A 14,177-nucleotide genomic window follows, 5' to 3' on the forward strand; every position below is an offset into this window, starting at 1 on the left:
CGTGTAACAGACCTTCCTGTCAGGCACCTGTGTATTGAGGAGCCTCAACGCCCCCCGGCATACTGCGAGTTACGGGGGGCGTACGCGTTCACGCGTACGAGATTCCCCCCCGCCCGGGCGAATCGGGGAATTCGCCCGGCACACCTGCAAGGGGGAAACTTGCGCAGACAAATGAAAAGAGTGGGCGCGGCTTCGGTCGCCACGGCGGCCGCCGTCGCACTCGCCGCGGGCATGACCAGCCCGGCATCGGCGAAGCCCGAGCAGCGCGCGACCGGAACCTCCGCGTTCGCGTCCCACCACAGCATCACCCTGATCACGGGCGACCGCGTGACCGTCGACGCCAAGGGCCAGGTCGTCGGCCTGCAGCGGGCGGAGGGGCGCGGGCACATACCCGTTCAGATCCGCAAGGCCGGCGGGCACACGCTCGTGATCCCGGCCGACGCGGCCCGGCTGGTCTCGACCGGCAGGCTCGACCAGCGGCTCTTCGACATCACCGAGCTGAACAAGTCGACGACCCGCAAGGCCCAGAAGAACGGCCTGAAGGTCATCGTCGGCTACCAGGGCGCGGCCACCGCCACCAAGGCCGAGGTCCGGGACGCGGGCACCTTGCGCCGCACCCTGACGAGCCTGAACGCCGACGCGGTGCAGACCCCGCACAAGGACGCGCCCGAACTGTGGGACGCGGTCACCAACGGCGGCAGGACGGCCTCCGGTGTCGCGCACGTCTGGCTCGACGGTGTCCGCAAGGCCACCCTCGACAAGTCGGTACCGCAGATCGGCGCCCCCAAGGCGTGGGCGGCCGGCTACGACGGCAAGGGCGTCAAGATCGCCGTACTCGACACCGGTGTCGACGCCACCCACCCGGACCTCAAGGGCCAGGTGACCGAGTCCAAGAACTTCAGCACGGCCGCCGACGCCACCGACAAGGTGGGCCACGGCACGCACGTCGCGTCGATCGCGGCGGGCACCGGTGCGAAGTCCGGCGGCAAGTACAAGGGCGTGGCGCCCGGCGCCTCGGTCCTCAACGGCAAGGTTCTCGACGACACCGGTGCCGGTGACGACTCCGGCATCCTCGCGGGCATGGAGTGGGCGGCCGCGCAGGGCGCCGACGTCATCAACATGAGCCTCGGTGGCTCCGACACCCCGGAGATCGACCCGCTGGAGGCGGCGGTCAACAAGCTGTCCGCCGAGAAGGGGGTCCTCTTCGCGATCGCGGCGGGCAACTCCGGCCCCGAGTCGGTCGGTTCGCCGGGCAGCGCGGACGCCGCGCTCACCGTCGGCGCGGTCGACGACAAGGACAAGCTCGCCCCCTTCTCCTCGACCGGTCCGCGGTTCGGCGACGGCGCGATCAAGCCGGACGTCACCGCGCCGGGCGTGGACATCACGGCCGCGTCCGCCAAGGGCAGCCTGATCGAGCAGGAGGTCGGCGAGAAGCCGGCCGGCTACCTGTCGATCTCCGGTACGTCGATGGCGACCCCGCATGTGGCCGGTGCCGCCGCGATCCTCAAGCAGCAGCACCCCGAGTGGACGTACACCGAGCTCAAGGGCGCCCTGGCGGCGTCCACCAAGGGCGGCAAGTACACGCCGTTCCAGCAGGGTTCGGGCCGTATCCAGGTCGACAAGGCCATCAAGCAGACCGTGATCGCCGACCCGGTGTCGGTGAGCTTCGGCACGCAGCAGTGGCCGCACACCGACGACAAGCCGGTCACCAAGGCGCTGACGTACCGCAACCTCGGTACGAAGGACGTCACGCTCACCCTGTCGGCGACCGCCACCAACCCCAAGGGCGCGGCCGCTCCCGCGGGCTTCTTCAAGCTCGGCGCGACCAAGGTGACCGTCCCGGCGAACGGCGGCAAGGCGTCCGTGGACGTCACCGTCAACACCAAGCTGGGCGGCACGCTCGACGGCGCGTACTCGGCGTACGTGACGGCGACCGGCGGAGGCCAGAGCGTCCGTACGGCCGCGGCGGTCGACCGTGAGGTCCAGTCGTACGACGTCAAGGTCAAGCACATCGGCCGCGACGGTCAGCCGACGGACGACCACATCACCGTCCTCTTCGGCTACTCCGGACTGGGCAACGGCCGGGCCTACGAGGTTCCGCCGACGGCCTCCGGCACCACGACCATGCGGGTGCCCAAGGGCACCTACCTGCTGGACGCCTGGATCGCGAAGGACTTCGTGAACCTGAAGGGCGGACTCGACTGGCTGGTCCAGCCGAAGCTCTCCGTCACCAAGGACGTCTCGTTGACGGTGGACGCCCGCAAGACCAAGTCGGCGAAGATCACGGTGCCCGACGCGCAGGCCAAGCAGACCGGCGCGATGAGCACCTACTTCTACGAGCCGGGAGAGATCGGCATCCGCTTCGTCGCCGACACCTGGGCCAACCTGCGCATGGCGCCCATGGGTTCGGAGGTCACCGGTCTGACGCAGACCTGGAGCGGCCAGTGGACCAAGGGCGCGAACACCGAGTACGACGTGGCCACCACCGCCAAGGTCAAGAAGATCCAGGGCGACAAGGCCCGCGCCTTCAAGGCGAGCGAGCTCGCCACGGTGAAGAACAACCTCGGTGCCTCCGCCCCCGGCAAGACCGGCGGGCTCGTCTCCTGGGGCGAGTTCGGGGCGGACTCGGTGATCGGTCTGCCGGTGGAGCAGAAGCTGCCCGGTACGCGCACCGTGCACGTCTCGACGGCCGACAAGATCAAGTGGACCTTCGACCTGGAGCAGTACGCGGGCAAGGACGCGGGCGGTCAGCCGATCGTCGACGCGGTCTACACCCTGGGCGGCCCGCAGACCTTCAAGGCGGGCAAGAAGTACTCGAAGACCTTCAACACCGCGGTCTTCGGCCCGCACCTGAACGCCGACTACGGGCTCTTCCGCGCGGGCAACGAGATCTACGGCATCGTGCCGCTGTTCGCCGACGGGATGGGCCACGCCGGCTCCTCCGACTTCACGTCGGTGGCCACCTCGCTGTACCGCAACGGCACCAAGGTCGGCACCAACACCGACCCGCTGTTCGGCGGGGGGATCTTCAAGGTCCCGTCCGGTGACGCCGAGTACCGGCTGACCACCTCGGTCAAGCGGAGCGTCAAGGTCGCGGCCGCCTCCACGCGGATCGACGCGAGCTGGACCTTCCGCTCGAAGAAGCCGTCCGGTTCGGACCCCGCCATGCTGCCCGCCTCCATGGTCCGCTTCAACGCCAAGACCGCGCTGGACAGCAGGGTCGAGGCCGGTAGGACGCAGACGATCCCGCTCACCGTCGCGGGCGCGGCCAAGGGCTCCAACCTGAAGTCCCTGTCCGTGTACGTGTCCTACGACTACGGCCAGACCTGGAAGAAGGTCGAGGTCAAGAACGGCAAGATCACCGCGAAGAACCCGGCGGCCGGCAAGGCCATCTCCTTCCACGCCAAGATCGCCGACAAGAAGGGCAACAAGTCGACGATCTCGATCTACAACGCGTACTACGGCAAGTAGTCCCACCACGCCGTACGACGCCGAGTAGGCCGTGAGCGAAAGGCCTGCCGGAGGTACAGCCTCCGGCAGGCCTTCCGTGTTTCCGTGGGCGCATGACCACAGAGACCGTCGAGTACATCCGCTACCGCATCCCGGAAGACCGCTCGGCGGAGTTCCTGTCCGCCTACACCCGCGCATCGGCCCTGCTGGCGGCGGCACCGCAGTGCGTCGACTTCGAACTCGCCCGCTGTGAGGAGGACTTCGAGCACTACGTCCTGCGCATCACCTGGACCTCGACCGAGGACCACATGGAGGGCTTCCGCAAGTCGGACCTCTTCCCCGACTTCCTCGCCGAGATCCGCCCGTACATCCCCTCCATCCAGGAGATGCGCCACTACAAGCCGACGACCGTCCGCGGCACCGGCTCCGCCGTCCCCACCCTCTACGACTGGGCGGGCGGCGCCGAGGCCTTCGCCCGCCTCACGTCCGTCTTCTACGACAAGGTCCGCGCCGACGACCTGCTGGCCCCGGTCTTCGCCGGCCTCGCCCCCGACCACGCCGAACACGTCGCCCTCTGGCTCGCCGAGGTCTTCGGCGGCCCTGCGGCCTACTCCGAGACGCAGGGCGGCCACGGCCACATGGTGGCCAAGCACATGGGCCGCGGCATCACCGAACCCCAGCGCCGCCGCTGGGTGAACCTGATCCAGGACGCGGCGGACGAGGCCGGACTGCCGGCCGACGCGGAGTTCCGGTCCGCGTTCCTCGCCTACGTCGAGTGGGGCACCCGCCTGGCCGTGTACTTCTCCGGCCCGGACGCCAAGCCCCCTGCGGAGCAGCCGGTGCCGAAGTGGACCTGGGGGTCGGCGCCGCCGTATCAGGGCTGACGCGGCGGGACCGGCTTGTGGTCCTGCGACCCGCTGCCCGCCCTGGTCGCGTCGGCGCCCCAGCTGCCCAGGAGCCGCAGCGCCTCGGCCGACGGGGAGCCCGGTTCCGCGTGGTAGGTCATGAGGACCTGGTCGGTGCCGTCGGAGAGGGGGAAGGCCTCGAAGTGCAGGGCCAGGTCGCCGACCAGGGGGTGGTGCACGTGCTTGACGCCGTAGCTCTTCTCCTTGACGTCATGGGTGGCCCACAGGCGCCTGAACTCCTCGCTGCGCACGGAGAGTTCCCCGACGAGGGCGGACAGCCGGGGATCGTCGGGGTGGCAGCCGGCGTCCATGCGCAGATAGGCGACGACGTCGGTGGCCTTCTGCTCCCACGGATGGAACAGATCCCGGTACTCGGGCCTCAGGAAGATCAGCCGGGCCCAGTTCCGCTCCTGCGCGGGCAGCTCCGCCCAGTCGCCGAAGAGCGCCGCGGCCATCCGGTTCCACGCGAGGATGTCCGACCGGCGCCCCGAGACGTACGCCGGGACCTCGATGGAGTCCAGCAGCTGCCGCACCGCCCCGCGCACCTGCTCGGTCCGCGCCGCCTGCTTCTTCTTGTGCTGCTTCGGCTTCGCCAGGTGCGTGAGATGGGCGTGCTCGGCGTCGCTCAGCCGCAGCGCGCGGGCGATGGAGTCCAGCACCTCCGCCGAGACGTTCCGCCCGTTGCCCTGCTCCAGGCGTGTGTAGTACGCCACGGACACCCCGGCCAGCTGCGCCAGCTCCTCGCGGCGCAGCCCCGGTACCCGCCGGTGCCGTCCGAAGTCGGGCAGCCCGACGTCCTCGGGCCTGAGCCGGGCCCGTCGGGTGCGCAGGAACTCGCTGAGCTCGGCACGCCGGTCCAGGGAGCCGGCGGCGGGCTCGGGTGCGGATTCGGGGTGTTCGTCCATGCCTTCCAGTATTCCCGGTCGTACGCTCATCAGCCTGACCCCGCCAGTAGTAGGACCAGTGGACGTACGCAAAGCCGTGACCTGGGCGAATGTCGGACCGTGCGGCAGGCTGGAGGTCGTGCCCGGCCGGAAGGCAGCCGGGCGCGCAACCTCTAGGAGAACCACAGCATGACCACTGTCGCTGCGTACGCCGCACCCGCCGCCAAGGCTCCGCTGGAGCGCACCACCATCGAGCGCCGTGCCGTCCGCGAGCACGACGTGCTGATCGACATCAAGTTCGCGGGCATCTGCCACTCCGACATCCACCAGGCCCAGGAGGGCTGGGGCGAGGCGATCTTCCCGATGGTCCCGGGCCACGAGATCGCGGGCGTCGTCTCCGAGGTCGGCCCCGGTGTCACCAAGTACAAGGTCGGCGACCGGGTGGGCGTCGGCTGTCTCGTCGACTCCTGCCGGAAGTGCGAGAACTGCGAGGCCGGTCGTGAGCAGTTCTGCCTGAACGGCTCGGTCGGCACCTACAACGCCATCGGCAAGGACGGCGAGCCCACCTACGGCGGCTACTCCGAGAAGGTCGTCGTCGACGAGAACTTCGTGGTCCGCATCCCCGAGGGCCTGGCCCTCGACGAGGCGGCCCCGCTCCTGTGCGCCGGCATCACCACGTACTCCCCGCTCAAGCGGTGGGGCGCGGGCCCCGGCAAGAAGGTCGCCGTGATCGGCCTGGGCGGTCTCGGCCACATGGGCGTCAAGATCGCGCACGCCCTCGGTGCCGAGGTGACCGTGCTGTCCCAGTCGCTGCGCAAGAAGGACGACGGCCTGAAGCTGGGCGCCGACCACTACTACGCGACCAGCGACCCGAAGACGTTCGAGGAGCTCGCCGGTTCCTTCGACCTCATCGTCTCCACGGTCTCCGCGCCGCTCGACATCGGCGCCTACCTCGGCCTGCTCAAGACCGACGGTGCCCTGGTCAACGTGGGCGCCCCCGAGGAGCCCGTCGCCCTCAACCTGTTCTCCCTCATCGGCGGCAACAAGACCCTCGCCGGCTCGATGATCGGCGGCATCGCCGAGACCCAGGAGATGCTCGACTTCTGCGCCGCGCACGGCATCGGCTCCGAGATCGAGGTGATCGCCGCGTCCGAGATCAACGAGGCGTACGAGCGCGTGGTCAAGAGTGACGTGCGGTACCGGTTCGTGATCGACACGGCGACGATCTGATCCGACCCGCACATCACACCTGACAGCCCTCCGGTCCTCCGGAGGGCTGCTCAGAGCACCGGCGGCCCTGCCTCGACGCGGCGCAGCACCGGAGTGAGGCGGTCCAGGTCGGGGCCGGTCTGGACCTGCCGCTCGTCCCACCAGGTGGCACCGGCGTCGTGCAGGGGACCGATCACATCCCTGGCCTTCGCCGCGTCCGGGGGCGTGGCACCACCGAGCACGAACTCGAAGGGGCGCTCGGCCCCGGCCGTACGGTGCTCGCGCACGTAGCCGACCATCTCGCGTACCTCCGCCACGTCCGGTACGTGACCGTGCCGGGCCGTCTCGAAGAGCGGCACCGCGCCGTCCCACCGCGCTGCCCGCCGCATGGGCGCGCGACGGGGCCAGAACCCGCCGATCCACACCGGCGGACCGGGCCGCTGCACGGTGGCGGGCAGCAGCGCCACGTCCCGGACCTCGTAGTGCCGGCCGTGGTGGTTCACCGGATCGCCGGACCAGAAGCGGGTCAGCAGCTCCAGTCCCTCGTCCAGCCGCTCTCCGAGCAGGCGTGGCTCCGCGGCGTCGCCGAAGCTGCGGTACTCGTCCTCGACCGGACCGCCCAGGCCGGCGGCGAAGGTCACCCGGCCGCCGCTGAGGTGGTCCAGCGTGGCCACCTGGCGGGCCAGTTGCTGCGGAAGGTACCGGGGGACCGGCGTCAGCAGGGTGCCCAGTCGGATCCGTGAGGTGGCCAGCGCGGCCGCGGTCAACAGCATCCAGGGGTCTCCGAAGGGACGCCCCTGGTGCTGTCGATGCAGTACGTGGTCCCACACGAAGAGCCCGTCCCAACCGGCCTGTTCCGCGGCGGCCGCGACGGTCGCGACGTTACGGGGGTCGGCGAAGTCGCCGAAGTTCGGGATGTTGACGGAGAAGCGCATCCCAGCAGGATGCGCAGCCGACCACGAAGCGGCAACCGGTTTCGCCGACAGTGCCGATCATCCGCCGGCCCTCAGCGGACCGCCGTGCGCCGTCCCAGCAGCCACAGCAGATACGGTCCGCCGACCAGGGAGGTCAGCGCGCCGACCGGGATCTCCAGCGGGGGCAGCAGCGTGCGGGCCACGAGGTCGGCGGCGACCAGGACGACCGATCCCGTCAACGCCGAGCACAGCAGCGGGAGTTGGGGCGTTCGGGTGACACGGCGGGCCAGCTGGGGCGCGGTCAGCGCGACGAACCCGATCGGGCCCGCCGCACCGGTCGCCGTCGCGGCGAGCACCACGCCGAGGACGGTCAGCCCGAGCCTGGTCCGGTCCACCCGCACCCCGAGCGCCGCCGCCGTCTCCGGGTCCAGGCCGAGCGGCCGCATCGCCCGGCTCGCCCACACCAGCGCGGGCAGACACAGCAGCAGGACGACGGCCAGCGGCCCCGCCTGCTCCCAGCCGCGCCCGTTCAGGCTGCCCGTCAGCCACAGCTTGACCTGCTCGGCCGCCTCCAGCTCGCTGTCCGTGAGATACAGCTGCACGATCGCCGACAGCGCGACCCCGATCCCGACCCCGGTGAGCACGAAACGGCTCGGCTGCATGCCGTGCCGCCACGCCAGTACGTAGACCAGCGCGGCCGCGGTGAGCCCGCCGGCGACGGAGACGGCGGGCATGGCCCCGGGCGAGGCCGCGGCGCCGGTGGCGAGTGCGAGCACGGTCGCGGCGGCCGCCCCATGTCCTACGCCGATCACGTCCGGGCTGGCCAGTGGGTTGCGGGTGACGGTCTGCACGAGCGCCCCGGAGAGTCCGAGGGCGGCACCCACGAGGGCGCCCAGCACGATCCGGGGGACCCGCAGTTCGCCCACGACGAGGTCGTACGGGCCGCCTCCGGTGCGCAGGGTGTGCCAGACGGTGGCGGGGTCGACGTAGGTCTGACCGAGGCTGGCGGAGGCGGCCATGGTGGCGGCGAGCAGGAGGAGGAGTGCGGTCGCGACGAGGGCGGAGCGGCGGTGAAGGACGAGGGAGGTGCCGGCGGAAGGTCTCAGTACGAGTGCGGCCGAGTGGGGGCTGGTCGCGCAGTTCCCCGCGCCCCTGAGGTTGGACCGGTCGCCGTCGCCTGCCGGTTCCGCCGCCTCAGCTGCGGGCAGTCGTGCCGCTGGAGCGGCACCCGTCCCACAGAGAGGCGGCGCCCCGCCAGCGCGGGTGAGCGCCCCAACCCCCGGCCGCCGCAAACGCCGAGCACCTCTCATGACACGGCCCCCCGACGCCGTACAAGCACGACCAGCACCGGCACCCCCACCAACGCGGTCATCACCCCGGCCGGCACCTCCGCAGGAGGCCGCACCACCCGCCCGGCCACATCCGCGCCCATCAACAGCGCGGCCCCGAGCAAGGCGGACAACGGAAGCACAGCCCGATATCCACCAGCGACCAGCCGCCGGGCGAGATGCGGTACCGCGAGGCCCACGAAGGCGATCGGCCCCGCCGCGGCCACCGCGGCCGCGGTCAGCAGGGCCGCGCCCAGGGCCGCCGCGCCCCGCACCCATGGGACCCGGTGCCCCAGGGCCCGGGCCGTGTCGTCACCGAGGGCCAGCGCGTCCAGCCCCCGCGCACAGGCCAGCACCAGCACGGCCCCGACGGCGAGAAACGGCAGCATCCGTACGACGGTCCCCGCGTCCCGCCCGCTCAACGCCCCCACCTGCCAGAACCGGAACTGGTCGAGCGTGGCGGAACTGGAGGTGAGGACGACGGTCGTGCCCCCGGCGGTCATCGCGGACAGCGCCGTCCCCGCCAGCGCCAGCTTCACCGGCGACGCCCCGCCCCGGCCGCGTGCGGCGACGGCGTACACCAGGCACGCGGCGACGACGGCACCGGCGAAGGCGTACCAGACGTACCCGGAGAAGCCGTGCGCGAGCCCGAAGGAGATGGCGATCACCACGCCCGCCGCCGCGCCCTGGCTCAGCCCGAGGATGCCGGGGTCGGCGAGCGGATTGCGGGTGACGGCCTGGAGCGCGGCCCCGGCGAGGCCGAGCGCGGCCCCCGCGGTCAGGCCGACCTCGGTCCGGGGCAGCCTGAGCGAGCGGACGACGAGCGCGTCGGGCGAACCGCCACCGTGCAGCAGCGCGTCGGCGACCGCCGACAGCGGTACCGCGCGCGTGCCGACCGCGAGGCTGAGCACACCGGCGGCGGCCACCGCGAGGACGGCCGCCGGCCAGGCGAGACGACGTATCACGCGCGGGGTGCCTACTTCTCGCCGATGTTCTCGGCGAGCTCCGAGATCACCAGACGGGCGGCGCTCGGCCCGGCGTTGAGGTACCAGGGGTCGTCGTCGACCTTCACGGCGTGCCCGGCCGTCACGGCCTTCATCGACTTCCACAGCGGCCCGGCCACCACGCTCCCGGCATCCGTCTTGGAAGCGTCGCCCTGGACGGAGTAGAAGATCCAGTCCCCGTCGGCGGTGTCGATGCTCTCCGCGCCGATGTCCTCGGAGATGGCGGTGAACCGCTGGGACTCGGGCCGCGACAGCCCCATGTCGACGGCGATCGACCCGGTGAAGGAGGAGACGCCGAACATCCGGGTGCGGTCGGGGGTGAAGCGGATCATCGAGACGGTCGGGTCGCCGTCGAGCGCCTTCCCCTGCTCCCGCGCGTCCCGGACGATGCCGTCGAGGAGCCGCCGCGCCGCCTGTCCCTTGCCGACGGCCTCGCCGACGAGGAGGAGGTCGCGCTTCCAGTTGATGCCGTTGCCCGCCGTGATCACGGTGGGCGCGATCTTCGACAGCTTGGGGTAGAGGTCGCCGAGCGAGTCGTTGGCGAGGATCAGGTCCGGCTTCGCGGCGGCGAGGGACTCCAGGTTGGGCGCCTGCCGGGTGCCCGCGTCGGTCATGGCGGCGAGCTTCGCCTTGTCCTTGGGGAAGGCGTCGGCGAGGTAGTCGGGCACGAGCCCGGCGTTGGCGGCGCGGGTGGTGGCCGTCGGCACGACACCCAGCGTCAGCAGGTCGTCGAGCTGGCCGGTGCTGAGCACGGCGATCTTCTTCGGCTCGGCCTTGAGGGTGGTCGTGCCCTTGAAGTGGGTGACGGTCCGGGGGAAGGACCCGTCGGTGTCCGTGTCGGCACCCATGCCGTCGGCGAGCGCGCTCGGCGCCGCGGAAGGCCCCTCGGAGGAGTTCATCACCGGGTTGCGTTCGCCGGCCGCCTTCCCGGTGCCGGTGCCGGTCCCGCCGTCCGAGGCGGACGAGCAGCCGGCGAGCAGCCCTCCGACGACGGTGGCGGCCAGAACGGCCTTGACTGCTGCTGCGCGCACGACTTCTCCGACCATTCCGCAATTTGCTAAGGCAAGGCTTACCTTAACCTTTCGCGGAGTATGGTCGGTACGAGGAGGACCTCGATGACTGTTGAGCTGAACCACACCATCGTCGCCGCACATGACAAGCACGCCTCGGCACGGTTTCTGGCCGACATCCTGGGGCTGTCGGTGAGCCCCCCGTACGGCCCGTTCGTCCCGGTCCGGATCCCCAACGGCGTGACCCTCGACTACGTGGACACGGGCGACCCGATCACGCCGCAGCACTACGCCTTCCTCGTCTCCGAGGACGACTTCGACACGATCTTCGCCCGCATCCGGGCGGCGGGCCTGACCTACTGGGCGGACCCCGGCCACCGCCGTCCCGGCGAGATCAACCGCAACGACGGGGGCCGGGGCGCCTACTTCGACGATCCCGACGGGCACAGCCTGGAGATCCTCACGCGGCCGTACGGCAGCGGAGGCTAGCCCTCAGGCTCGGGTCCTCGGGTCCTCGGGTCCTCGGGTTCGCGCCCTCCGGCTCGGTCACTGCCTGGCGTCGAACGTCCATACGGCACGGGGGCCCGGGCCGACGGCGAGGGTCGAGTTGCCGATGCGCTCGTCGTGCCGGGACACGGCCTTGTTGAGCGCGAACTCGACCTTCTGGAGCCCGATGCGCTCGATCGGTACGGCGTCGAAGTGCAGGTCCGTGCCACCGCGCCGCGCGACCACGTCACCGTCCGCCGACGTCCGTACGGCGAAACCGCCCGCCTTGAGCAGCGGCACCGTGTTGGCCAGGTCCCGTGCGGTCACCGCGAGATGGACCGCGGTCACGTCACGCATCAGACGGTCGCGGTAGACGTCGTTGAGGTAGCGCTCCCGGCTGATGTCACCGGGGAAGGAGGCCGGTTCGGTGTTGCTGCGCGGGTCGTCGAAGTACGTCGGCTCGTACTCCATGCCCCAGCCCCCGAAGTGGTCGTACTGGTCGATGGTGAAGATCGCGTCGAACCACGGCACGGGAACGCCGTCGCCGAAGTCGCGCGTCTGCTGGAACTCGATCGGGGTGATGCCCCGCGCGCGCAGCCGCTCGGTCACCGTCGCGAGGTCGCCGGTCCGCTCGGTCGAGACGCCCATGCCGGAGGCGCCGAGTACGCCGTCCTGGCCGGGCAGGTCGCCCACCCCGAACAGCTCGAAGTAGGTCTCACGGCCCATCAGATAGCGGCCGGTCCAGGTCTGTCCGCCGGCCCCGGTGGTGGTGCGGACCTGGAAGTTGGCGAAGGTCCGCAGGTACGGCGAGTGCTCGACGGCGTCGGCGGTCTCCCGGTCGAGCACGCCGTACGCGTGGTTGTAGAACAGCAGTTGCCGGCCCGCGGCCGGGTCGCTCTCCTCGACGGTTCTGTTCTGCTCGGTTCTGTTCTGCTCGGCCAGCGCCGTCGTGGCGCCGCCCCCGATCGCCGCGGCCAGGGCCAGGACGATGACCATGATCATCCGTAATGTCCGATGAATCAGCATGCGGGTGAGCTTAGGACGGAGGATTTGCCTCCACCGAGGATTCGAACAAATATTCTCGAATCCCTTCTGTCCGGTGCCCCTCTGTCCGGTGACTCTCCTGCCCGACGCCCCAGTTGTCCGGTGACCCAGTGCCACGCCGTATGACCCTTCGTACCTTGCACAGACGCTTCCCGCGCCCTTGATCAGCGCTGTACGGGTGCTAACCGGCCGCCCGCGAAAGTGGCACCGCAAGCACGGCACCGCAAGCACGGCACCGCAACGGGAGCAGACATGACTGGTGTTCGACAGCCGCAGCGCAGGGCCTTTCTCGCCGGCGGCCTGGTGACGACCGCGGCCCTGATAACCGGCTGTTCGTCGAAGACGGACAGCACGCCTGCCGCCACCCCGGCGGCCGCCGCCTCCGCGACCCCGACCACGCGGCCGGACTCGCCCTGGACGGCGTTCGCACGGCTGATGGACGGCAACGAGCGCTGGGTCGACGGCGCCCTCCAGCACCCCGACCGCGACCCCGGGCGCCGCGAACTCGTCTCCCAGGAGCAGGACCCCTACGGCGTGATCCTCTCCTGCATCGACTCCCGCGTCCCGCCGGAGCTCCTCTTCGACACCGGCCTCGGCGACCTGTTCGTCCTGCGCACCGGTGGCCAGGTCGTCGGCCCGGTCGTCACCGGCTCCGTCGAGTACGGCCCCCTCACCTCCGGCACCCCCCTCATCGTCGTCCTCGGCCACCAGCGCTGCGGCGCCATCAAGGCCGCGTACCAGGCGATGAGTGACGGCAAGAGCCTGCCGGGCAACCTCCAGGCGATCTCCGACGCGCTGCGCCCGGCGTACAAGGAGACGGTGAAGTCCAAGCACCCCGACCCCGTGGACGCCATGATCCGCATCCACGTCAAGCAGACCTCCGCGGCCCTGCGCTCCAACAAGGACCTCGCCCCGCTCGTCGCGAAGGGCGATCTGGCCGTGGTCAGCGCGTACTACTCGCTCGACACGGGGAAGGTGGAGGTGCTGACGGGGGCGCCGTCGGCCTGACCGCGGCACCGTCGGCCCGACGGGTGGCGAGGTCCGATTCAATGGCACCGTGACCACGGCACCGGTGTCCGGCGACAGAACCATCGCCGGACGGACTCCACTCGACGACGTCATCGCCCGACTCCGCCGCCACAGGCCGGTCTTCCACTCCGAGGCCGACCTCCAGCACAGCTTCGCCCGCGCGCTGTGGGAACTCGCCCCGGACGTGCACTCCAGACTGGAGGTACCGCAGAGGTACGCGGGCAGGGCCGAGTATCTGGACCTCCTGTGCATCGGCCCCTCGGCCCGCACGGCGATCGAGTTCAAGTACTTCACCCGCCGCTGGACAGGTGCCGTGGCGGGCACCGCGGGCACACCCGCCGAGGACTACGCCCTGAAGGGGCATGCCGCGACAGACCTCGCCCGCCTCCACTTCGTCCGGGACATCGCCCGACTGGAGCGTTTCTGCCGCCACCCGGACCGGAACGGCCTCGCCGTCATGCTGACCAACGAGGCCGCCCTGTGGGCTCCGCCCACCCCCGGCCGCAGACCCACGCGTGACCGGGAGTTCAGGATCCACCAGGACCACGAGCTCACCGGCACCCTGCTGTGGGCCGACGGCACCTACGAGCCCAACACCTGCACCCTGCGCGGCACATACGTCCTCGACTGGAGGCCGTACTCCCGACTGCCGGGGCCGGGTGGCGAGTTCCGGTACGCGGCTGTGCCCGTCGCCGCCGACGGCTAGCCTCGCGGCATGACATCGCTCGACGACTGGCCGGATTTCCCGGAAGGCCTCGATCCCCGCAGCGTGTCCTTCCGCGAAGCCCGCTGCACATGGCACGGCAGGACCTGCGCGGAACCGCCGGTCAAAGTTGTGCGCACCCGGGACGGCGCCCGCTGGTCTGCCTGCGCCCGAGCCGTACGCGCCATCGCCGCGAACAGCGGTTAGGGCG

General features: G+C 70.9%; 13 protein-coding genes. 7 read left to right on the forward strand and 6 right to left on the reverse strand.

Annotation, left to right across the window (positions count from 1 at the left end):
* The first annotated feature begins 171 nt into the window (after positions 1-171).
* Together SLINC_RS28350 and SLINC_RS28355 are read left to right on the forward strand one after the other, a co-directional pair.
* Positions 172-3,471 (forward strand): S8 family peptidase, encoded by a 3,300-nt coding sequence (locus tag SLINC_RS28350; RefSeq protein ID WP_067438518.1) that lies wholly within the window; start codon positions 172-174, stop codon positions 3,469-3,471.
* A 92-nt stretch (positions 3,472-3,563) separates the two neighbouring features.
* On the forward strand, positions 3,564-4,334 hold the full coding sequence (locus SLINC_RS28355) for a globin domain-containing protein (RefSeq protein WP_067438521.1): 771 nt from the start codon (positions 3,564-3,566) through the stop codon (positions 4,332-4,334).
* Here SLINC_RS28355 and SLINC_RS28360 read toward each other — a convergent pair.
* Positions 4,325-5,260: a helix-turn-helix domain-containing protein gene (locus SLINC_RS28360; protein WP_067438523.1), complete on the reverse strand. Its 936-nt coding sequence runs from the start codon at positions 5,258-5,260 to the stop codon at positions 4,325-4,327. The genes SLINC_RS28355 and SLINC_RS28360 overlap by 10 nt on opposite strands.
* A gap of 168 nt (positions 5,261-5,428) precedes the next feature.
* Between SLINC_RS28360 and SLINC_RS28365 the strand changes: the two genes are divergently transcribed.
* Complete coding sequence (locus SLINC_RS28365; protein ID WP_067438526.1) at positions 5,429-6,469, forward strand: NAD(P)-dependent alcohol dehydrogenase; 1,041 nt, start codon at positions 5,429-5,431, stop codon at positions 6,467-6,469.
* 50 nt (positions 6,470-6,519) lie between these two features.
* On the opposite strand, the gene SLINC_RS28370 is transcribed toward SLINC_RS28365, so the two are convergent.
* The 4 genes from SLINC_RS28370 to SLINC_RS28385 form a co-directional block, all read right to left on the reverse strand.
* Positions 6,520-7,383 (reverse strand): LLM class flavin-dependent oxidoreductase, encoded by an 864-nt coding sequence (locus SLINC_RS28370; RefSeq protein WP_067438529.1) that lies wholly within the window; start codon positions 7,381-7,383, stop codon positions 6,520-6,522.
* Positions 7,384-7,454: 71 nt separating this feature from the next.
* Complete coding sequence (locus SLINC_RS28375; protein WP_375141498.1) at positions 7,455-8,381, reverse strand: FecCD family ABC transporter permease; 927 nt, start codon at positions 8,379-8,381, stop codon at positions 7,455-7,457.
* Between the two features lie 287 nt (positions 8,382-8,668).
* A complete protein-coding gene (locus tag SLINC_RS28380) occupies positions 8,669-9,655 on the reverse strand; it encodes a FecCD family ABC transporter permease (RefSeq protein WP_067438532.1) in 987 nt (328 codons plus the stop codon).
* A gap of 11 nt (positions 9,656-9,666) precedes the next feature.
* Positions 9,667-10,725: an iron-siderophore ABC transporter substrate-binding protein gene (locus SLINC_RS28385; protein WP_067445796.1), complete on the reverse strand. Its 1,059-nt coding sequence runs from the start codon at positions 10,723-10,725 to the stop codon at positions 9,667-9,669.
* 84 nt (positions 10,726-10,809) lie between these two features.
* On the opposite strand from SLINC_RS28385, the gene SLINC_RS28390 reads away from it, so the two are divergent.
* Complete coding sequence (locus SLINC_RS28390; RefSeq protein ID WP_067438534.1) at positions 10,810-11,193, forward strand: VOC family protein; 384 nt, start codon at positions 10,810-10,812, stop codon at positions 11,191-11,193.
* 57 nt (positions 11,194-11,250) lie between these two features.
* On the opposite strand, the gene SLINC_RS28395 is transcribed toward SLINC_RS28390, so the two are convergent.
* Complete coding sequence (locus SLINC_RS28395) at positions 11,251-12,192, reverse strand: DUF5829 family protein (protein ID WP_067438537.1); 942 nt, start codon at positions 12,190-12,192, stop codon at positions 11,251-11,253.
* 294 nt (positions 12,193-12,486) lie between these two features.
* Between SLINC_RS28395 and SLINC_RS28400 the strand changes: the two genes are divergently transcribed.
* Genes SLINC_RS28400 through SLINC_RS48125 form a run of 3 tightly spaced genes read left to right on the forward strand, consistent with a single transcriptional unit; the run spans position 12,487 to position 14,173 of the window.
* Positions 12,487-13,242, forward strand: coding sequence for a carbonic anhydrase (locus SLINC_RS28400; protein WP_182449212.1), 756 nt, complete (start codon positions 12,487-12,489; stop codon positions 13,240-13,242).
* A gap of 49 nt (positions 13,243-13,291) precedes the next feature.
* The gene (locus tag SLINC_RS28405; RefSeq protein ID WP_225988341.1) at positions 13,292-13,969 is read left to right on the forward strand and encodes a hypothetical protein; all 678 of its coding nucleotides are present in this window, start codon (positions 13,292-13,294) and stop codon (positions 13,967-13,969) included.
* Positions 13,970-13,978: 9 nt separating this feature from the next.
* The gene (locus SLINC_RS48125; protein WP_152038999.1) at positions 13,979-14,173 is read left to right on the forward strand and encodes a hypothetical protein; all 195 of its coding nucleotides are present in this window, start codon (positions 13,979-13,981) and stop codon (positions 14,171-14,173) included.
* Positions 14,174-14,177: the final 4 nt, after the last annotated feature.

This window comes from Streptomyces lincolnensis, assembly GCF_001685355.1.
GTDB lineage: Bacteria > Actinomycetota > Actinomycetes > Streptomycetales > Streptomycetaceae > Streptomyces > Streptomyces lincolnensis.